The organism is Vibrio sagamiensis NBRC 104589 (genome assembly GCF_007990935.1).
GTDB classification, from domain to species: Bacteria; Pseudomonadota; Gammaproteobacteria; order Enterobacterales; family Vibrionaceae; genus Vibrio; species Vibrio sagamiensis.
This window is the reverse complement of the sequence record NZ_BJXJ01000025.1, coordinates 36,983-58,701: the sequence shown is the minus strand read 5'-3', so window position 1 is coordinate 58,701 and position 21,719 is coordinate 36,983. Positions and strand designations below refer to the sequence as shown.

Here is a 21,719-nt window from a genome sequence, read left to right as displayed (position 1 = left end):
TTTAGATTAACGAAGGTGCTCTAATAAGCGTACCAACACATGCTGAATTGCCAGTTGACGTACTTGCCTACGATCACCATCAAAGTGAAGCGTTTCTGTTTTTAGCCATCCCTCTCGGTCAGCAAAGGCGAAGCAGACCGTACCAACGGGTTTATCAACGCTCCCTCCACCAGGGCCAGCGATACCACTGATGGCAGCGCCGATATGTGCATCAGAGTGCCTCAATGCTCCCTCAACCATCGCTTTCACGACAGGTTCACTGACTGCTCCATGAGACTCAAGAACCACTGAGTTTACGTCAAGCATCTCCATTTTGGCTTGATTACTATAGGTAATAAAGGCCCGGTCAAACCATGCTGAGCTACCGGCAATATCGGTGATGGCGCTCGCAACGCCTCCCCCTGTACAAGACTCAGCCGTCGTCATACTCAAGCCTTTTTTACCTAAGGCTTCACCTAAAAGAGCACTTATTTGACCGATTGATTTTGAATTTACTTCCATCATGTCCAATACATCGCCATAAAAAAGCTGAGAATGTATACATTCTCAGCTTTTACTATTAGAACAACAAGGCTTAACTTTAAAGAGTTTGTGATAACGCTTCTTTCAACTCATGTTCTGCTTTTTGGATCACTTTTTGAGCCTGTTCTCTTTGCTCTCGACCTTCTTTGACACGAGATAACGTGCTGTTGAGCGTCTCTATCGTCAGTTTGTTGACCGTCTCTAAAGATTCTAAATCGAGAATACCACGCTGATAGTTTTCAGAGATTTGTGTTTCAAGCACTTTCAGTTTTTCTGCATTCTTCACATATTGCTGGTTGGTATAGTCTTTAACAGCGCGAGTGACTTTTAAGGCTTTCTCTTTTTCATAGTTTGAGATTGCAATTAAAAATTGACGTTTCCAAAGTGGAAAAGTGTTATGCACGATGTCTTGAATATCTTCCATCAACATTTTATTGCCTTCTTGAGAAAGGCGAATTTGTGGCGCAGATTGGATCGCAGCCATACGTGTCAACTCAAGGTTATGGACGCGTTTCTCTAAACGAGCCTGCGCTTGGATAGCATCGCGATGTTTCTGAGCAGCCAGTGGATCCTGAGACTGCTCTGCTTGTTCGAGCAAAGCAGGTAATACTTGCTGCTCTATTTGCTGCAACTTAAATTTACCTGCCGCAATGAAATCATCCAACCCATTCAAGAGTTGCAGGTTTTCTTCGTAAAGCGTGTCCAACCTTTGGATATCATGCGCTAATACCGCCTCTTGTGCTTCTAACTGACTGGTCAGTTTATCAAGGCTCTTCTTTACAGAATCAAAGCTTTCTGCAAATGTTTTGAATGAATCAAACAGTTCACCTATTAAAGGCAAACTGGCGAGGAAACTTTTATCTTTTAAGTAATTAAACTCTGAACGACTCATGGCCGTAACCATAGATTGTAAGATTTCTCCCGCTTCACCCGTTTCACGCACTCGAATCTGCTGCAGAACATTATCAGAAAATGCCGTAATATTTTGCAAAGCCTCCTTACCGAACGTGATGGTCGCAACACTATCAAATGGGTCAAAGCTTTGAGCTAACTCAATCACACGTGGAGAAAGTTCAGGTTCAACAAGTTCACTTGTTTGGGTCAAATCAGTCATGGGGATTATCTCTAAATTTTTGTGTCACTCGATTAATGGTTTGATTAAGGGCTGCCAATTGCTGCACTACTTGACCGGCTCTATCCTCTGAGTCTCCCATCAGTTGGTTACGCTGGTAACTTTCACGAATTTCATCCCAACGAGCCTGCTGCTCAGCGGTCATTTCGCCGCGAAGTTGTGCCAATTTGAGTAAGTTCTCTTCTGTACCATTGGTGAGTGTCTGTGCTTCACCTTGATAATGGTCCTGAAGTAAAGTTTGTAACTCTTCAGGCGTCATCACTGACGAAATTTTTTCGGTCAGTTTATTCATATTTCGATAAGAGCCTTGTAACTTAAACGGTGGCTCTACACGATACTGGTCGGCCGTAGCTGCAGAAGCAATATATTGTTGGTTTACCTTAAGCACGGTTTGCTGAACTGTAAGTAATTTCTGTAACGTTGAAACAATCTCAGCAGACTCTGTCGCAGAATAAGAATGAGACATATCGCTTAACGGTAATCCTTCACCATTTGCCATACGGACAAAACGATATAAATCATTAAGGTCACGGGTCGCTAAAGGCGCAAGCGCAGGGTGTGAAGTTAAAGCATTCTCTATAAAGCTCAACTCAAATGCCTCTTTTTGATCAGAGAGCATATCGCCTAGGTTATAAATATCAGCTCGGTTAGCTAACATATCTGGGATTCGGAACATATCACCAGATTCAGTATAAGGGTTCCCGGCCATTACGACGGCAAACTTTTTACCTCGCATATCATAGGTTTTGGTTTCCCCATTCCAGATACCTTCAATACGTCGAGTTCCATCACAAAGCGAAATAAACTTTTGCAAAAACTCTGGGTTAGTATGCTGAATATCATCCAAGTAGAGCAAAACATTGTTGCCCATTTCCAAAGCAAGGTTGATTTTCTCGACTTCTCGAGCCGCGTTTTGATCAGGCGCTTCCTTTGGATCCAAAGACGTCACATTATGGCCAAGGGAAGGGCCATTGATCTTCATGAAAACAAGACCGAGTTTATGTGCCACATATTCAATTAAAGTGGTTTTACCGTAACCAGGTGGGGAGATCAGTAATAGCATACCCATCAAGTCAGTTCGTTTACTTTCTCCAACCGTGCCCATTTGCTTTGCAAAGTTATCGCCAATCAAAGGTAAATAACTTTCGCTGATCAACTTATTTCGCACAAAAGAGGTCAGTGGTCGAGGCTTAAACTCATTCAATCTAAACGATGATTTGGCCTGTTGTAATAAAGATGCTCGCTGTTCAAGGTAAGCTTCAAATTGTGGAATCGTTTGACTGCGGTGATATTCACAGCGTTGCAAGAAATCATCTAAGACTAAGTTCAACGTTCCTTTTTCAAGCTTGGCGTGCTCACCTAATAAACCTTCAACTTGGCAGGTGAGTGAAAAGCCGACAGGGCTCAGTGATGCCTCTTGCTGTTCTTTCCATACTGCAATGGCCGCAGCTTCGATGACAAAGGCCTGACTTAACTGATTTTGTTCAACATAGGCTCTTAGCCATTGAGAATGATCGGCTAAACTCACTGCAGGAGATAGGGATTCACTTTTCCACCCCAAACTGCGCCTAAATTGAAGGTACTCTTCACACAACTCTAGGCCATCTCGACTCACTTCAATTTGGTTAGCTGTTTGGGCTAAAAGCTGAATCAAATAATCGCTGGCTTCAGATAGTGCACTCCCTTCGACCGCATGCAAAGATTGCTCTAATTGAGTTTGTAGTGCCTGATACGCTTCAGTGGATTTCAGGTGGTACTTGAGTAAATGGGCATTATGGGCTTTATTCTTCCAATGCTCTAATACATCGTTAGGTTGTACCATGAGCCACATCCATGCCGTCACTCGAGCTTGTTGACTAAAGCGAAGTAGACCCGCTTGCTCAAACACCGGAAGTAACTGGTTAAGGATTTTTTCTGCATCGTGATCATGGATGCCTTTCACATATCCCTCTTTGTATCTTGGTGCAGCAAAGCGCTGAACGAGGCTAAGTAGCTCGCCGTTTTTTCTAGCTTGTAATAAAGCCGGAATATCAACGCCATCGACCATATTCATTGCAGCATACAGCATTAAGTAGGCGAGATATTCAGCCCGATACAGGGTCTCCGTTTCCGAGGCAATATCGAGTTTGGAAATATTCTGTAAGGCCAAGAAAGATTCGTCATCAATCGGCTGATAAAAATCCGTGCCTGAAATATGAGTACTTAATACATTATTGTTTTCAACCAAAGTAATATCGAGAGCTTGCTGGTTAACGCTAAAACGATGTTTGCCTAAGCGAAGAATCGTACCTCCCTCTTCAAAAATATCTTGGTTATCGCGTAGAGAACGTAACGCTTGGTCTTGTACAGACTTTAATTTTGCATCGAGGCTATCTGCTTTAACACTATCACCTAGATCCCGAATAGAGTCAGATAGCTGACGCAGTTTCAGGACCATCGTATCCGTTGCAAAATAACTATTGAGCGCCGCGACATCGTCAAACCTTGCCACTCTCTTTTCGATGCTGCTGAACGTCACATTAGCCGCTTGCAATAGGTTTTGAATCCGTCGTTGCTGTGCACTCACCAATTGTTGTTTATGGTTCTCTAATGTCGACTGTATTTCATCTCGCTTGGTATAAATTTCGCCAAGAAATTCATCAAAGTCTGCGAAGCGTGACTCCAACTTTTCCAGTTGAGTAATCAGTTTTGCTAATTGATTGTCACATTCATCCGGCGTGGTTGCCTGCTCCATTGCACTGTTAACCGACTGTGCGAGCAATTTAAATTGCGCACTAAACTCAGCTTTGGCCTCATCGCTACGTAACCCACTATTTTTATTACGTAGTTTTGCCGCTACAGCATTCAGCATGGAAGAGACTTCCGTCGTCAAATCAAGGATTCTTGTCGATTGAGTGGGATCTTCAGTTTCAATATCTGTCACTTCTTCTGTGACTAATTGTAATTCCTCCCTCAGGGAATCAATCTGAACTTGCAACTCTTGAATGACCGATGTTTTATCAACGGTTTCTAACTGTTCTTCGACCGATTGGATCTGGTTTTTAAATGGCAGATAGGCTTTTTCATCTTGCAATAATTCAAGCAACTGCTGATTTAAATATTGCCGTTGTTGATCTAAGCGTTCACATAGCTCATCCACTCTTGGGATGTCCATATAATGCTGCTGACGCAAAGCCATGACCCTGCCAACTTGGGCCTTGACGTTCGCTAACAAAGTAAGCAATACGGCAGCTTGATCTTTAGCGGCAAGCTTAACTTGGCTAATCAAAGCCGCAACTTCACTGGATTCAGCGTCTAATGCTTGTTGTGCATGTAACTGCAACTGCTGTACTTTGGCAAATTCATCAATGATATGATCAGCCGTTCCCATGACTTGTTGAATTGCATCGCCGAGTCCTAGTGCATAATCATGAGCAAGCCAATGGTAATGATCCAGTGTACTTTGACACTGTTTAAGTAGTGCTTCATACGCCGCTTGTGTCACTTCTTCAGTCGAAGCAAAATGACAAATCGATAGAACAGAAGAAAGCGCGCGTACTAATTCCGCATTACCAAGGTTAAATAGTGGGCTAGAGGCATCATTGCTCGCATTATTACGACTGTAGAACTCTGTTGTAGAGAAAGGGGTTTCCCAAATACGTAACGGATGAACTGTTGACGCCTCTTCGTTTTCAGACGACTGAAACACTAACATGCGACCATCTGGATACAAGCTGTAGCCATGACTTTCCATCGGTGCAGAAAACGATTTTTCGATCATATTGTAGGTGTAGATAACGTAATACCCTTTCAATATATCAAAAAAGAAATACATGACGTCTTCACCATTTGGTGAAACGATTTTCTTAAAGAACCTTAAGTTAGCCCAAGGTAAATCAAACTCTTTTTTTTCACCATTGGCCAAAACGTAACCATGAGAGTAAAGAACACCATGGCCCTCTGGTAATGTTTTCGCGCTCGTTTCTAAAGCAGCAATCCGAGCTACCGATTGATTCAAAGGGTTATACAAAAAGTAGCGCGCGTTTTTTTCTCGATTTGGAGTAATACGTAATGCAATTAATTCACCAATAAATGCATACGAGATCTTTGCATCGGCAACACTTTGGTGAGGATCTTCCACTTCTTCTCGATAGACGCCTTTACCATCTTCAGTATTGTCTTCAACTTTAATGGTTAAGTCACCACTAATACATTCAACAAATAACTTATCTTGGATTGACACATGAGGGTGTTTACCCAGCACATGATCTTCTCGAGTTGTCTCCGTCCATTCAAAATCATGCTGATTAGCAGATGTAAGAGACTGATGACCTAATGAATCAAGATACTCGATCGAATTTTTGTTAATCTGAAAACGAAATACCTTACGATCTTCCGCTCGCATACCAATTTGGAATGCAATATAGAGCGTGTTTTCCTTACGCGAAATTTGTGACAATCTCGCATCATGGTAGTAAGTAAAGAGTTCCGTGAATTCATGTAAGAACCGGTCATCAGAAAGGAAGCTGTTGTCTAAACCGAGTGGCTCAACACGAAACGAACCATCGTTTTCATGCAATTGATAAAGGCCGAAAACATCTTCCAATGACGGCTGTGCTTTCATCCCCACACGCACTTCATAGCCAAACAACAATTGTTGATTCACTTGCGCCATATCGACAGGAATGCAGCGAGATTCGGTTTGAACATTGGTCTTACCGATTAGAGAAAGTTCCTGTCCTCCAAAAACAGATTGACGTTGCTGATTGAATTGCTGTGAGAGGGTTTTAAGAGTATTGCCTTGCTGTGAGAGTCGGGATTTAAGAACTTCGTATGCACCGCTCTCGGTGACAGCTTGCTGAGTATTTTCTAACATGCTTATACCTTTAAAACCCGCACTAACAGGCTGTCAGTGCGGGTGTTTGACTCGAGATTGGAGAGAATTAAGATTCAGTCGATGACACGTTGCCAACTGACTGTTGAATTTTCTTTAGAAGCTCTGCCGCTCCGCCTTGTGAGTTCAGTAAGCCAGCCAAAGCAACATTACTTAAATCACTGCTCTTTAATTCAGTGTTTTCAAGAATGTCTTTGATGTCTTGAGGTAGGCTACGACTACCATCAACGTACTCTGAAACCAGTGGGTTGAGCACTTTAGACTCTTCAAACTTCACGTCCATTGTCGCTGAGTCAAGAACTGTGCGACGAATTTGTTCCATGCCGTCACCACCAAAGAGTTTAATATCAGCCGCTGCGAGTGCTTGTGCCAACGCTTTCGCACTTTCTGCTGCCACTGCTTTTTGTGCATCAATACGTGCCAAATCAAGCTCTTTTTCTTGTTGCAGTTGCATAACCCACTTGTCATGTTCACGGGTTTGATCGTCATATTGCTGAGCCGCTTCAAAACGGGCAGTCTGAGCTTCTGCTTCAGCCAATCCTTTAGCACGTAATGCTTGAGCTTCAGCTTCACCCGCGCTTTGTAACGTATAAGCTTCGGCTTCACCCGTTTCTCTGATAGCAAGTGCTCGCTCACGGTCCACTTCAACTTGAGCAAGACCAGTAGCACTAATATGCTCTTTTTCAGCTTGAGCCATACGCTCTTTTGCTGCCGCTTCACGCTCTTTCAACAGGTATTGTGCTTCAGCTTCTTTAGAAGAGGCTTCAAGTTCCGCTTCAGCATAACGTTGACGAGCCACTTTATCTGCATCCGCTTTCTTGGTCACAACAATATGCGCTGCTTCCGCTTCTCGAGTTTTCACAGCTAATTCATTTTCAGCATCGCGTGTTTTCACTTTAAGCTCAGCATCTTTTTCAATCAGTAAGCGTTCAGCCTGTTCTTTTGCCGCCTCTTTTTCTGCCCTTGCTGCAACCAGTAATTCCAGTTGCTTCGCTTCAGCTACGGCTTCTGCTTCAACCATAGAAACGCGTTTTTTACGGTTAACCTGTTCGTTAACACGTAAGTTTTCTGTCTCTTCTTCTTCACGAGCAATCTTACGTTCAATTTCCACACGTTGGGAACGAGTTTCAGCGACAGATTTTAGCGCTTCTTCAACAACGGTTTCTTTTTCCATTTCGCGTTGCGCAACTTCTGAAGAGGTACGAACCTTCTCTGTTTCAACAGCTCGGCTTAACTCTTCACCTTGTATCGCGACTTGACGCTGATTAGCAATACGCGTCATTTCTATTTCCATTTCAACACTTTCACGTTTTTTCGCGACTTCTTCTTCAGTGTCTAATTTAGCAATGGATGCAATTCGCTCGTATTCTTGGCGTTTTTCTTCAGACAGTGCATGCTCCTGAGCTTCGATAATGTCGACTTCTCTCTTGGTACGAGCAATGCTCTCTTTTTCTTGTTTTACCAGTTGTAGACGGTTAGCTTCTGCTTCAACATCTTTCTTCTTAATCGTAGTGCGTTCATCTTGGCGAATCGCATTGGTTTCCGTATTTTTTTGTGCTGTGATTAATGAGATCTTACGGATACCCTCAACATCCAGAATATTATCTGGGTTATGTGCTTCTAGTGAGGTTTGGTCGATTTTATCAATCACCACATCATAGATTTTAAAACCGTCCATTTCACTGCCAATAACTTGCACAACTGCATCACGAAATGCTCGACGGTTGGTCAACAGCTCTTCAAAGTCAAACTGTTTCACCGCCGTTTTCAACGCTTCAGAAAATTTTGGTTGGAAATGTTCTTTTAAACGTTCAATATTAGAAGCATCAAAAGCCGTAAACAGTTTTGCTACACGAACAATATCATCTTCTTCATGATTAACACCGATATAAAAATCTACTTTTAAATCTGCACGAATGTTATCTCGGCAGTGAAGACCTTCATATTCTTCACCTTCTTGATCTTTGCTTCCACTACGAACGACTGAAATTTTCTTACGTGTAATATCCATATATTCATAGCGATTGACAATTGGCCAAACAAAAGTACCTGTCAATGATGCACGTGTGCGATCCACTCCATTCACAATAAGAGCTTCACCTTCTACTCTCACTTTTTTATAGCGACTGGTCAAAAACACAAGAACCAACAAAAATAAACCGATTCCAGCGAGAATGAATATCAGACTGGGAGAGAAAACCATAACCAACTCCTTAAAATGCTTCATTTATTTTATATTTTTGCAACAAGGTAATGCTGCGAGTCATTAATTTGAGAAACGATAACGACTTCGTCTCCATAGTGTATTTCTTGCTTTCCTTCAGAGAACACATCCAAAAGCACTTCATTGCCATTGTGAATGACAGTGACTTCGCCGCCCATTTCTGCATTGACAGTACTACTGAGAACTTTTCCCCTTAAGCCAACATAATCAATCGTTGCAAAAGAGTTCTCTTTATTGAAAAAAGGCGCCAAAGGCTTAAGCAAAAATGCTGAGACTAAGAGCGCTAAGTAAGCAATAATAGGTAACGAAACCACTCCCGCAACAAGAGAGATTGTCGATATAAAATTGCTTAGTAAGTAAGTATCCAAATAATATTCGAATATAGTAGCCCAAAAGAAAGTAACACACAAAGCTATAGGAAGAGGCACTTTTGTTAATATAGGTGGCAAAATGAATACGCCACCATTCATATTATCTAGATCTATGACGTCTAATTCACCTAATACACCGTCAAATATATCAAATAGCATGTCAATTAGCATAATAATAAAAAAGATTACAAATGGAATAAAAAATACATTTGTAGGAAATGATATTAAAACGGAAAGAAAATCACTTAAGTCCATATTTCAGCCCAACTAAAAGTCGTATTATAAGAATAATAATAAATTATAAAACCACACCTATATTAGCTTTATTTGATTGTTATTTTACAGATGTGAACCCAAAAAAAGCACTCTATATAGAATCATCACTATGATAAAAGAATTGCCTTTAATTAAGATACAAAATTAATAGCATAAAATAAATTTAAACCTCATATAAACACAAATAAACTTAACAATAGACCTCGCATTGTAAAGATTTTTTCATCCAGTCTTTTCCGAGTTGAGAACAGTTGGGCCTGAAGCAAAAACTATCATTGCTTTCTGGTGTCCCGATTAATATCATTTACTCTAACTTTGCCCCGCAGTAAAACGCCTTAAGCTAAAAATAACTAACAAGGATAACTTCGTGACCTCCACTACCTTGACGCAAAAACATACTCCAATGATGCAGCAATATCTCAAGCTTAAGGCTGAGAACCCCGATATTTTGCTGTTCTATCGGATGGGAGATTTTTACGAGCTGTTTTACGATGATGCCAAGCGAGCTTCACAACTGCTGGAGATATCGTTAACTAAACGAGGAGCGTCAGCAGGTGAACCAATTCCAATGGCAGGCGTTCCATTTCATGCAGTAGAAGGTTACCTAGCAAAACTGGTTCAGTTGGGAGAGTCTGTCGCTTTATGTGAACAAATTGGTGATCCAGCCACCAGCAAAGGCCCCGTTGAACGAAAGGTCGTCCGGATTATCACGCCAGGTACAGTAACCGACGAAGCATTACTCTCTGAGCGCATTGATAATTTAATTGCTGCCATCTTTCATCAAGATGGTAAGTTTGGTTACGCGACCTTAGACATCACTTCTGGACGCTTCCAACTGACCGAACCACAAACCAGTGAAGCGATGGCGGCAGAGCTGCAACGTACTGCACCGCGAGAGTTACTATTCCCTGAGAACTTTGAACCCGTAGATTTGATGTCTAGTCGTAACGGTAATCGTCGTCGCCCGGTATGGGAATTCGAGCTGGATACCGCTAAGCAACAATTGAATCAGCAGTTTGGTACTCGTGACTTGGTTGGCTTTGGCGTCGAACACGCTTCTTTAGGATTATGTGCCGCAGGGTGTTTGATTCAATATGTCAAAGATACACAACGTACCGCACTCCCTCATATTCGTTCTCTGACGTTCGATCGCCAAGATCACTCGGTGATTCTCGATGCTGCAACGCGTCGTAATTTAGAAATTACCCAAAACCTTTCAGGCGGCACAGACAATACTTTATCCGATGTTTTAGATCATTGTGCCACGCCAATGGGCAGTCGTATGCTGAAACGTTGGTTGCATCAGCCTATGCGCTGTATTGAAACTTTAAACAACCGTTTAGATGCAATCAGTGAAGTAAAAGAACAAAACCTATTTATCGATCTTCAACCCGTTTTCAAACAAATCGGCGATATTGAACGTATTTTGGCACGACTCGCGCTTCGCTCTGCTCGACCTCGTGATATGGCACGTCTTCGTCATGCAATGCAACAATTACCTGAGTTAGCCTCGGTGGCCATGACTTTAAACCATCCATATCTTGTCAAGCTTGCACAATATGCATCCCCAATGGATGAGTTATGTGGCTTATTAGAACGGGCAATTAAAGATAACCCACCCGTTGTTATTCGTGATGGAGGGGTGATTGCAGAAGGTTATGATGCCGAACTCGATGAGTGGCGTAAGCTGGCTGATGGCGCCACTGAATATCTTGATAAGTTAGAAGCGGATGAACGTAATCGTCATGGTATCGATACACTAAAAGTGGGTTATAACAATGTTCACGGTTTTTATATTCAGGTTAGCCGTGGTCAAAGCCACCTTGTGCCTCCACATTATATCCGTCGTCAAACTCTCAAAAATGCAGAACGCTATATTATCCCTGAATTAAAAGAGCATGAAGATAAAGTACTCAACTCAAAATCAAAAGCGCTCGCTCTAGAGAAAAAGCTATGGGAAGGATTGTTTGATCTGTTATTGCCACACCTTGAACAGCTGCAGAACCTTGCTTCTGCGATTTCACAAATGGATGTGTTACAAAACCTCGCAGAACGTGCCGACACCCTCGATTATTGTCGCCCTGTTCTAGATCAGCAGGCCGAAATAAAAATTCAAGCAGGTCGCCACCCTGTCGTTGAACAAGTGACCAGTGACCCGTTTATAGCGAACCCAATCGAGCTAGGTGCCACACGAAAAATGCTCATTATTACTGGTCCAAACATGGGTGGTAAGTCAACTTACATGCGTCAAACTGCCTTAATCGCACTGATGGCACACATCGGCTCATACGTTCCTGCCGAGGCTGCTCATATTGGCTCACTTGATCGTATCTTTACTCGTATCGGTGCTTCTGACGATCTGGCATCAGGACGTTCTACCTTTATGGTTGAAATGACAGAAACAGCCAATATTCTGCATAACGCAACGAAAAATAGCTTAGTTTTGATGGATGAGATCGGCAGAGGAACCAGCACGTATGATGGCTTGTCTCTTGCTTGGGCTAGCGCAGAGTGGCTTGCAACAAAAATTGGAGCGATGACGCTTTTTGCAACGCATTACTTTGAATTAACTGAGCTGCCGAATCAATTGCCGAACCTAGCCAATGTTCATTTAGATGCGGTCGAACATGGCGACAGTATCGCCTTCATGCATGCTGTCCAAGAGGGAGCGGCCAGTAAATCCTATGGTTTAGCCGTAGCAGGCCTAGCTGGAGTGCCTAAAGCTGTCATAAAAAATGCTCGTAACAAACTTTCTCAGTTAGAACAGCTTGGACAGGGGCAAGACTCTATTAAAGCGAACCGTGTTGATGTTGCGAATCAACTAAGTCTGATTCCTGAACCGAGTGAGGTAGAACAAGCGCTATCTAACCTGGTTCCAGATGAGTTAACTCCACGTCAAGCGTTAGAGGAACTTTATCGCTTAAAGAGTATGCTCTAGCAAGCATCTAAAATAACAAAGGCTATGGTTAAACCCATAGCCTTTATACTTTTTGCGGTCAGAAGTAAGGTAGTGATTAAATAGTTTTAAGCAACAAGCTATATGGCCAATGATTTACTATTTAAGCACTGATTAAATAAAGTTAATCTTCTTCTACGTTAAACAGGTTTTCCATGTTCAAACCTTGCTTAATTAAGATTTCTCTAAGGCGGCGTAACCCTTCCACCTGAATTTGACGCACTCGCTCACGTGTTAACCCAATTTCTCGGCCCACTTCTTCAAGTGTTGATGGTTCATAACCTAGCAAACCAAAACGACGCGCAAGGACCTCTTTTTGCTTTGGATTCAGCTCTTCTAACCAATGGATCAATGAAGATTTAATGTCGTCATCTTGAGTGGATACTTCAGGGTCAGAGTGGTTAGTGTCCGGTATGATATCAAGTAATGCTTTTTCACCATCACCACCAATCGGTGTATCAACGGAGCTAATACGCTCATTGAGACGTAGCATTTTGCTCACATCTTCAACAGGAATATCGAGCTGTGATGCAATTTCTTCTGCTGTCGGTTCATGGTCAAGTTTCTGAGAAAGTTCACGTGCAGTACGAAGATAAATATTAAGCTCTTTAACCACATGAATAGGTAAACGAATGGTTCGTGTTTGGTTCATCAGCGCTCGCTCAATGGTTTGACGAATCCACCAAGTAGCATAAGTTGAAAAGCGGAAACCTCTTTCTGGATCGAACTTCTCTACCGCACGAATCAAGCCTAAATTCCCTTCTTCAATAAGATCAAGAAGGGCCAAACCACGATTACTGTATCGACGAGAGATTTTAACTACTAAGCGAAGGTTACTCTCAATCATGCGCTTACGAGCCGCTTCATCTCCACGGAGAGCACGACGCGCATAAAGGACTTCCTCGTCTGCGGTAAGTAAAGGAGAGAAACCAATTTCGCCTAGATACAGTTGCGTTGCATCTAAGCTTTTCGAACTAGCATCGAATTCCTCTCGAGCTTCCGACTTGGTTTCTGAAGATGTTTTATCGACTTCGATTTCAAGACCATTATTTTGGTCTTTATCGTAGTCAAGTTCATCCATTTTGGTGACAGTGTTGCTGATACTCATAACGCCTCCCCCTGGCGAGTTAGCAAGACATGACAACTCTATATGTCGCTAAATATGTCGCAAATATTATTTAATTTAAGGCAAATAACGCTTTGGATTCACGGATTTCCCTTGATAGCGAATTTCAAAATGTAACTTAACGGATTTTGTGCCAGAACTGCCCATGGTGGCTATTTTTTGTCCGCCTTTCACATTTTGCCCTTCCGACACCAGCAGTTTATCGTTATGTGCATATGCGCTTAAATAATTATCGTTATGTTTCACTATGATAAGGTTACCATAACCTCGTAACGCATTGCCTGAATAAACAACGGTGCCAGCTGCGGTAGATACTATTGGCTGACCACGCTTTCCTGCGATGTCTAAGCCTTTATTTCCCTGTTCACCCGCAGAAAAATTCCTTATTACTCTCCCTTTTGTTGGCCACAACCACTTAGAGACTTTATTATTCTGCTTAGTTGCTGTGGACGGTTTCGGTTTAACGTTCTGATTACCTTTTGTTCCAACATACTCCTTTGATTTAGATTGTTCAACCTTCTTCGAAGGCTCTTTTTTAATCGCGTGAGGTTTGGTTGTCGTTTCTTTTAGTTTAGAAGGCTTAACTGTTTTGGTCGAAGGGAGAGGTATAACCTCTTTAGTTATTGGAGGGACAGGTGGAGCCTCTGCTGCTAAAACAACAGGTTCCGCTTTTCGCCCATATTTAGGTGCAACATATTTTGGTGCCCAAAGTTTGATCTTTTGACCAGGAAAAATCGTATAAGGCACGGGCAAATTATTGTAACGAATAAGGTCATTTACATCTCTATCTGTGACGTACGCTATAAAGTAAAGTGTGTCACCTTTTCTAACTCTATAATAGCTACCTTTATAGCTCCCTCTTTCAACTAAGGAATAATCCTTGTCCAAACTAGAAACAGGGGCAGGTGTGCGTGCGGCACATCCAACCAACCCTATAGATAATAAGCAGATAATGCATAAACGCTGTAATAACCTAATCACCAATCTTATTACCTTTAAGCTAAATTACCTGCCACTAATGGAACAAAGCGAACCGTCTCGACAGTGCTAGAGATGTATCCTTCGTCATTTCGCTCTATTTTTAGAAGCTGTTGCAGTTGTTCTCCAACCGGTATGACCATTTTACCTCCGACCTTGAGTTGTTCTAAAAGTGCTTGTGGAACCGTTTCTGCAGCTGCTGTAACTAGAATTGCATCAAATGGTCCTTTTGCTTTCCACCCAAGCCAACCATCTGCATGTTTTGTAGATACATTATAAAGGTCGAGCTGCTTGAGGCGACGTTTTGCTTCCCACTGAAGAGATTTTATCCGCTCAACGGAATAAACGTGAGCTACCATTTGAGCAAGCACGGCTGTTTGGTAACCTGACCCAGTACCAATTTCTAAGACCTGTGATTCAGCATTCAGTTCCAATAAAGCCGTCATCTTTGCCACAATATAAGGCTGAGAAATCGTCTGCCCATGCCCTATCGGTAATGCATTATTATCATAGGCTTGGTGTACCATCGCTTGTGATACAAAATGTTCGCGCGGTAAATGATAAATCGCATCTAGCACGAGCCGATCCTTGATGCCATTAGCAATAAGAAATTCGATCAGCCTGTCTGCATGGGGGTTACTCATTACTTCTCTTCCTTTAACCAACCATCCATTACACTAAGTGACTCATGAGCAGTGAGATCCACCTGCAGGGGTGTCATCGAAATTCGGCCATTTTCGATCGCATAAAAATCCGTTCCAGTACCTGCATCCTGTTCCTTGCCCGGAGGACCAAGCCAATAAATATCATGCCCTCGTGGATCCTTCTGCCTAATCATGTTTTCAGCATGGTGACGAGCACCTAAACGAGTGATTTCAATTTGACCTAATTGATCAAATGGGCAATCTGGCACATTTACATTTAATAAACGATTGGTTGGTATAGGATTAAGTAAGTGCTGTTCTACAAGTTGACGAGCGACTTTCGCCGCAGAATCAAAGTGTTGATTACCAACGAGGGAAAACGCGATGGACTGCACCCCCAAAAAGTGCCCTTCCATTGCAGCAGCAACCGTACCAGAATATAAGACATCATCCCCAAGATTAGCACCGTGGTTGATGCCGGATAAAACAAGGTCGGGCAAAGCATCTTTCATGAGTTCATTTAGGGCAAAATGAACACAATCCGTTGGAGTGCCTTGCACTGAAAATGTATTTGGTACGATCTCGTTCACCCTAAGCGGTTGCTCTAACGTCAAGGAATTTGAAGCACCAGAGCGATTTCTGTCTGGTGCAACAATGATGATTTCAGCAATGCTTCTCAGCTCTTCAGCAAGCGCGTGAATTCCCTGCGCATGAACACCGTCATCATTACTGAGCAGTATTCTTAATGGCTTCGCGTTTTGTGAATCCATTTCCATTAATATTCTCTTTTTACCTTTTCTTCTATGACCAACTCACGAACAATTGAAGTCGCAAATGACCCCGCATCCAGTGAGAACGTTAGCGTAATATTTTGGCCATCGATAGACCAAGATAAATTTTTGGGTTTCAACGCAATGTCACGACGATCATGCCGCATGCGGTTACCACGAATAAGCGCCATCAAATCAGGTTCATCATCTAAAAATGGCTGCTCTAAATGAAGTGCATTCGCTTGAGTGGGCAATGCATTATCACCGGCAAGCGCTGCTGTAATGGCCACTTCGCCTTGAGCAAATTGCGCTTGCAGTTGTGCAATATTGCTTATATCAACTGACTCAAGATCGGTACTTTTCTTGGCAATATCACCCTCGATAAACTTATCAAAGATACCTTGCTCTAAACGAGCTGACACAATACGGTTAAAGATCCACGAGCGAGCTGCTGATAAATACATGCTACGCTTATTTTGATTACGAGTACGAACATTTTCACGTCCCCATCGACGCGCTTCTTCAAGATTGTTGCCATCGTTGCCAAAGCGCTGGCTGCCATAGTAATTTGGCACACCAAGATGTTTCACTTGCTGAAGACGTTGCTCAACATCCTCTAAGTCAGTCACTTCGGACAAAGTAACGACGAATTCGTTCCCAACTAAGTCGCCTGGGCGCAGCTTTTTATTATGACGAGCCGTTGCTAGAATTTCGATGCTTGGGTATTGAGCCAAAAATGCTGAAAAGTCAGGGGTTTCACCTTTTGGTAAGTGAACACTTAACCATTGTTCAGTCACGGCATGACGATCTTTAAGGCCTGCCCAGCTCACGTCTTTCGACTTAACGCCACAAGCTTTTGCTAATTCGTTAGCAACAAAGCTGGTGTTCTCGCCCGTCTTACGGATTCGAACCATTAAATGCTCACCTTCACCTGTAAAGGCAAATCCTAAATCTTCGCGTACCTGAAAATGCTCGGGTTGCGCTTTGATTTTTGCAGAGGCGACTGGCTTACCTGTCAAGTAAGCCAATGAGGATAAAATATCTGACATGTCTATTTTCCGCTGCTGCCGCTTAGGGAAGCACATTACTTGTTATTGTTTGAACAGAAGAACAACGGCTTCCGTTGCAATGCCTTCTTTGCGTCCTGTAAAGCCAAGACGTTCTGTCGTCGTTGCTTTTACATTAATGTTGCAGATGTCGGTTGCTAAATCTTCAGCAATTGCCGCACACATCGCATCAATATAGGGGGCCATCTTTGGTGCCTGTGCAATGATAGTAATATCGGCATTACCTAGGCGATAACCCTCTTCTTGTACTCGGCGATAAACATCTTTGAGTAACTCGCGGCTGTCTGCCCCTTTCCATTTTTCATCCGTATCAGGAAAGTGCTTACCAATATCGCCTGCAGCAATCGCACCGAGTAACGCATCAGCAAGGGCATGCAGCGCCACATCGCCGTCAGAATGCGCAATCAAACCTTGCTGGTAAGGGATCGCAACTCCACCAATGATAACTGGGCCTTCACCACCAAATTTATGCACATCAAAGCCATGACCAATTCGAATCATTTTGTATCCTTATTTACTCACTGCACTCAAGACTAAGATAAAATTCAGCTAAAAGCAGATCTTCAGGTTGAGTAATTTTTATATTACTGGCACTGCCTTGAACTAACGCCACTTGTTTTCCTGCATATTCCAATGCTGATGCTTCATCGGTGATGGCAACATTGTGGTTCAAGGCATCATTTAATGCTTCTGTTAGGCTCTGAGTTTTAAACATTTGCGGCGTTAAAGCGTGCCATAAAAACTGTCTATCCACGGTATGATCGATCTGTTGCTGTGAATTAGAACGTTTCATCGTATCCCGCACAGGCGAAGCGAGTAGCCCTCCCCACTGCTGTGAAAGGCATGAGTCGATTAAGCGATCAAGATCTGCGGCAAGTAGACAAGGGCGTGCAGCATCATGGACAAGAGCCCATTCACTATCAAAGTGCCGATTTATATATTTTAGCCCTGATAAGACGGAGTCTGCTCTTTCTTTGCCACCAGCGACACGAATAACATCAGGGTGCTGAGCAATAGCCAGTTCAGAAAAATAGGGGTCTCCTTCCGTTACTGCAATAACAACCTTAGAGATTCTGGGATATCTAAGCAACTTCTCTACCGTATGTTCAAGAATCGTTTTGCCACCAATCGATAAATATTGCTTAGGTCGGTCTGCCTTCATACGACTGCCAACTCCAGCAGCTGGAACAATAGCAATAAACGACTCGTTAGGCTTTAACATTTAATGTGACTCCTCTCCAACGATTCGGTAAAACGTTTCTTCATCTTTGACTAATCCAAGTTCGTGACGCGCACGCTCTTCAATAGCATCCAGACCTTGACGTAAATCATCGATTTCCGCAAACATTTCATTGTTGCGAGATTGCAATTTGCTATTTACTTGTTGCTGAACTTCAATTTCATCTTTTACTGCATAGTAGTCAGACACACCATTTTTACCAAACCATAAGGTGTATTGAAGCCAAGCAAACAGTAGTAAGAGGGCTAAGACAAAAATTCGCATATCATTGCTAACATTCTGTACCAAGAAGGGGGATAGATAAGTTGACATATATAGCATAAATGCACGTTTGCCTCTAGGGGGAAACGAGGTCTGCAGAACTTAATTTGATAAAAAATCAAAAAATTCAACAACAAAGGTAAAATGAATGCAAACTTTAACTTATCCTTTATAAATTAAAGCGCCTCGCAAGTGCGAGGCGCTTCTTTAAAACTTTAAGTTAAGCCGTTAATTCAATGGAGAATTAAGCTTGACCTTTCACTTCTTTAAGACCGTTGAAAGGAGCGCGCTCACCTAAAGCTTCCTCGATACGAATTAATTGGTTGTACTTAGCAACACGGTCAGAACGGCTCATAGAACCAGTCTTGATTTGACCTGCAGCCGTACCTACCGCTAGATCAGCGATAGTTGCATCTTCAGTTTCGCCAGAACGGTGAGAGATTACTGCTGTGTAACCTGCATCTTTAGCCATCTTGATTGCAGCTAGAGTCTCAGTTAGAGAGCCAATTTGGTTGAACTTGATAAGGATAGAGTTAGCTACGCCTTTCTCAATACCTTCAGCAAGGATCTTAGTGTTAGTAACGAATAGATCATCACCTACTAGTTGAAGCTTGTCACCTAGTAGCTCAGTTTGGTGCTTAAAGCCAGCCCAATCAGACTCGTCTAGACCGTCTTCGATAGAAACGATTGGGAATTGGTTAGCTAGCTCAGCTAAGTAGTGGTTGAACTCTTCAGAAGTGAACGTTTTACCTTCGCCTTTCATGTTGTAGATGCCAGCTTCTTTGTCGAAGAACTCAGATGCTGCACAGTCCATAGCTAGAGTAACATCTTTACCTAGTTCGTAACCAGCAGCTGCAACCGCTTCTGCGATAACTTCTAGAGCTTCAGCGTTAGACTTAAGGTTTGGAGCGAAACCACCTTCGTCACCAACTGCCGTGCTGTAGCCTTTAGACTTCAGAACTTTAGCTAGGTTGTGGAATACTTCTGCACCGATACGTAGACCTTCTTTAAGAGTCTTAGCGCCAACTGGTTGGATCATGAACTCTTGGATGTCAACGTTGTTGTCTGCGTGCTCACCACCATTGATAATGTTCATCATTGGTAGAGGCATAGAGAACTGTCCAGCTGTACCGTTTAGCTCAGCGATGTGCTCGTATAGAGGCATTCCTTTCACTGCCGCTGCTGCTTTAGCATTCGCTAAAGAAACCGCTAGGATAGCATTCGCACCGAAGTTTGACTTGTTTTCAGTGCCATCTAGGTCGATCATCACTGCATCGATAGCTGCTTGGTTCTTTGCATCTTTACCGATTAGAGCTTCAGCAATTGCACCGTTTACAGCTTCAACAGCTTTAAGAACACCTTTACCTAGGAAACGTGCTTTGTCACCGTCACGTAGCTCAAGAGCTTCGCGAGAACCAGTAGATGCGCCAGATGGAGCCGCTGCCATACCTACGAAACCGCCTTCTAGGTGTACTTCAGCTTCTACAGTTGGGTTACCACGTGAATCGATGATTTCACGACCTAGAACTTTAACGATCTTAGACATTGATGTTTCCTCTCGTTCAAATATAAATGTCAATTTGAAAGGGCAGTAGCACAGACTTAATCTACCGCCCGTATCCTTTTACTTCTCAAATTCGCCGCGAGCATTTTGACCCGCAGCTTTAACGAAACCTGCAAATAATGGGTGACCATCACGAGGAGTCGAGGTAAATTCTGGGTGGAATTGAGCTGCAATGAACCATGGATGCGCTGGGTTTTCAATCATTTCCACAAGCTTCTTATCAGAAGACAGACCTGATACTTTCAGACCTGCTTTTTCAATTTGCGGGCGAAGCACGTTGTTCACTTCGTAACGATGACGGTGACGTTCGTGGATTGTCGCACTGCCGTAAAGCTCACGGGCTTTGGTGTCTTTCTCTAAGTGACATAGCTGAGAACCAAGACGCATTGTCCCGCCAAGATCAGACGTTTCAGTACGCTCTTCAACTTTACCTTCACCGTCTACCCATTCGGTAATCAAACCAACAACAGGGTACTTCGTCTCTTTGTTAAATTCGGTTGAATGTGCGCCTTCCATACCCGCTACGTTACGCGCGTACTCAATGAGAGCGACTTGCATACCTAAACAGATACCTAGGTAAGGAACTTTGTTTTCACGAGCGAACTGTGCCGCGCGAATTTTACCTTCAATGCCACGGTCACCGAAGCCGCCAGGTACTAGGATTGCATCTAGGCCTTCAAGAACTTCTACGCCTTTCGTTTCAATATCTTGAGAATCAACGTATTTAATTGTGACATTCAAGCGGTTCTTTAAACCTGCATGTTTGAGGGCTTCATTAACTGATTTATAAGCGTCAGGTAATTCAATGTATTTACCAACCATGCCAATCGTTACGTCACCTGTTGGATTCGCTTCTTCGTAGATGACTTGCTCCCACTCAGAAAGATCAGCTTCTTGAGCACTGATACCAAAACGGGAACATACTAGGTCATCTAGACCTTGTGCTTTAATCAATTGAGGGATTTTGTAGATTGAATCTACGTCCTTCATTGAAATAACGGCTTTCTCTTGAACGTTACAGAAAAGGGCAATCTTCTTACGCTCATTCGCAGGAATCATACGATCAGAGCGGCAAACAAGAATGTCTGGCTGAATACCGATAGACAGTAGCTCTTTTACAGAGTGCTGAGTTGGCTTAGTTTTCACTTCACCTGCGGCCGCTAGGTAAGGAACTAGCGTTAGGTGCATAAACATTGCACGTTCACGGCCTAGCTCAACCGCTAGCTGACGGATAGCTTCCATAAACGGTAGAGATTCAATATCACCAACAGTGCCACCCACTTCAACGATAGCGATATCGTGGCCTTCCGAGCCTGCGATCACACGATCTTTGATGGCATTAGTGATGTGAGGGATTACTTGAATCGTTGCACCTAGGTAGTCACCACGACGTTCTTTGCGTAGAACATCAGCGTAAACACGACCAGCAGTGAAATTGTTGCGCTTTGTCATCTTGGTACGGATGAAACGCTCATAGTGACCAAGATCAAGGTCCGTTTCTGCGCCATCTTCTGTAACGAACACTTCACCGTGTTGAGTTGGGCTCATTGTGCCTGGGTCAACGTTAATGTATGGATCAAGCTTCATCATCGTGACTTTAAGGCCACGAGCTTCAAGAATAGCCGCAAGAGATGCTGCTGCAATACCTTTACCTAGAGAGGATACGACCCCGCCAGTAACAAAAATGTAGTTTGTCGTCATGTTTAACCTGAAAT

15 protein-coding genes and 2 pseudogenes are annotated in these 21,719 nt (G+C 43.0%); 1 reads left to right on the top strand and 16 read right to left on the bottom strand.

Going from position 1 to position 21,719, the window contains the following annotated elements; translation table 11 throughout:
• Nucleotides 1-6: 6 nt before the first annotated feature.
• From VSA01S_RS13055 to VSA01S_RS13035, 5 genes are all read right to left on the bottom strand, one after another.
• Nucleotides 7-504 carry a CinA family protein gene (locus VSA01S_RS13055; protein WP_371860797.1) on the bottom strand — a complete coding sequence of 166 codons (498 nt, stop codon included), beginning with the start codon at nucleotides 502-504 and terminating at the stop codon, nucleotides 7-9.
• A 76-nt stretch (nucleotides 505-580) separates the two neighbouring features.
• Entirely contained in the window at nucleotides 581-1,636 is a 1,056-nt protein-coding gene (locus tag VSA01S_RS13050) for a toxic anion resistance protein (protein WP_021710328.1), read from the bottom strand.
• Entirely contained in the window at nucleotides 1,629-6,509 is a 4,881-nt protein-coding gene (locus VSA01S_RS13045; RefSeq protein WP_039979809.1) for a DNA repair ATPase, read from the bottom strand. Before VSA01S_RS13045 ends, VSA01S_RS13050 begins: the two co-directional genes overlap by 8 nt.
• Nucleotides 6,510-6,576: 67 nt before the next feature.
• The gene (locus VSA01S_RS13040; protein ID WP_039979810.1) at nucleotides 6,577-8,730 is read right to left on the bottom strand and encodes a peptidase; all 2,154 of its coding nucleotides are present in this window, start codon (nucleotides 8,728-8,730) and stop codon (nucleotides 6,577-6,579) included.
• Nucleotides 8,731-8,759: 29 nt separating this feature from the next.
• Entirely contained in the window at nucleotides 8,760-9,377 is a 618-nt protein-coding gene (locus VSA01S_RS13035) for a hypothetical protein (RefSeq protein ID WP_039979811.1), read from the bottom strand.
• Nucleotides 9,378-9,801: 424 nt separating this feature from the next.
• Between VSA01S_RS13035 and mutS the strand changes: the two genes are divergently transcribed.
• Complete coding sequence (gene mutS / locus VSA01S_RS13030; RefSeq protein WP_039979863.1) at nucleotides 9,802-12,336, top strand: DNA mismatch repair protein MutS; 2,535 nt, start codon at nucleotides 9,802-9,804, stop codon at nucleotides 12,334-12,336.
• Nucleotides 12,337-12,478: 142 nt separating this feature from the next.
• Here the strand turns inward: mutS and rpoS are convergent, their stop codons facing one another.
• From rpoS to pyrG, 11 genes and pseudogenes are all read right to left on the bottom strand, one after another.
• A complete protein-coding gene (gene rpoS, locus VSA01S_RS13025) occupies nucleotides 12,479-13,462 on the bottom strand; it encodes an RNA polymerase sigma factor RpoS (protein WP_039979812.1) in 984 nt (327 codons plus the stop codon).
• A 75-nt stretch (nucleotides 13,463-13,537) separates the two neighbouring features.
• Nucleotides 13,538-14,044: pseudogene (locus VSA01S_RS20570) on the bottom strand (peptidoglycan DD-metalloendopeptidase family protein); the annotation flags it as partial.
• A gap of 86 nt (nucleotides 14,045-14,130) precedes the next feature.
• Nucleotides 14,131-14,461 (bottom strand): annotated as a pseudogene (locus VSA01S_RS20565) (LysM peptidoglycan-binding domain-containing protein); the annotation flags it as partial.
• A 14-nt stretch (nucleotides 14,462-14,475) separates the two neighbouring features.
• On the bottom strand, nucleotides 14,476-15,102 hold the full coding sequence (locus VSA01S_RS13015; protein WP_039979814.1) for a protein-L-isoaspartate(D-aspartate) O-methyltransferase: 627 nt from the start codon (nucleotides 15,100-15,102) through the stop codon (nucleotides 14,476-14,478).
• Entirely contained in the window at nucleotides 15,102-15,878 is a 777-nt protein-coding gene (gene surE, locus VSA01S_RS13010) for a 5'/3'-nucleotidase SurE (RefSeq protein ID WP_039979815.1), read from the bottom strand. The genes VSA01S_RS13015 and surE overlap by 1 nt, the downstream gene beginning before the upstream one ends.
• Nucleotides 15,878-16,921: a tRNA pseudouridine(13) synthase TruD gene (gene truD, locus VSA01S_RS13005; protein ID WP_039979816.1), complete on the bottom strand. Its 1,044-nt coding sequence runs from the start codon at nucleotides 16,919-16,921 to the stop codon at nucleotides 15,878-15,880. The genes surE and truD overlap by 1 nt, the downstream gene beginning before the upstream one ends.
• Nucleotides 16,922-16,963: 42 nt before the next feature.
• Nucleotides 16,964-17,440 carry a 2-C-methyl-D-erythritol 2,4-cyclodiphosphate synthase gene (ispF, locus tag VSA01S_RS13000; RefSeq protein WP_039979817.1) on the bottom strand — a complete coding sequence of 159 codons (477 nt, stop codon included), beginning with the start codon at nucleotides 17,438-17,440 and terminating at the stop codon, nucleotides 16,964-16,966.
• Between the two features lie 13 nt (nucleotides 17,441-17,453).
• Nucleotides 17,454-18,161 carry a 2-C-methyl-D-erythritol 4-phosphate cytidylyltransferase gene (gene ispD / locus VSA01S_RS12995; RefSeq protein ID WP_039979818.1) on the bottom strand — a complete coding sequence of 236 codons (708 nt, stop codon included), beginning with the start codon at nucleotides 18,159-18,161 and terminating at the stop codon, nucleotides 17,454-17,456.
• Entirely contained in the window at nucleotides 18,162-18,443 is a 282-nt protein-coding gene (ftsB, locus tag VSA01S_RS12990; protein ID WP_039979819.1) for a cell division protein FtsB, read from the bottom strand.
• A 241-nt stretch (nucleotides 18,444-18,684) separates the two neighbouring features.
• On the bottom strand, nucleotides 18,685-19,986 hold the full coding sequence (eno, locus tag VSA01S_RS12985; RefSeq protein ID WP_039979820.1) for a phosphopyruvate hydratase: 1,302 nt from the start codon (nucleotides 19,984-19,986) through the stop codon (nucleotides 18,685-18,687).
• A 78-nt stretch (nucleotides 19,987-20,064) separates the two neighbouring features.
• Nucleotides 20,065-21,705, bottom strand: coding sequence for a CTP synthase (gene pyrG / locus VSA01S_RS12980; protein ID WP_039979821.1), 1,641 nt, complete (start codon nucleotides 21,703-21,705; stop codon nucleotides 20,065-20,067).
• Nucleotides 21,706-21,719: the final 14 nt, after the last annotated feature.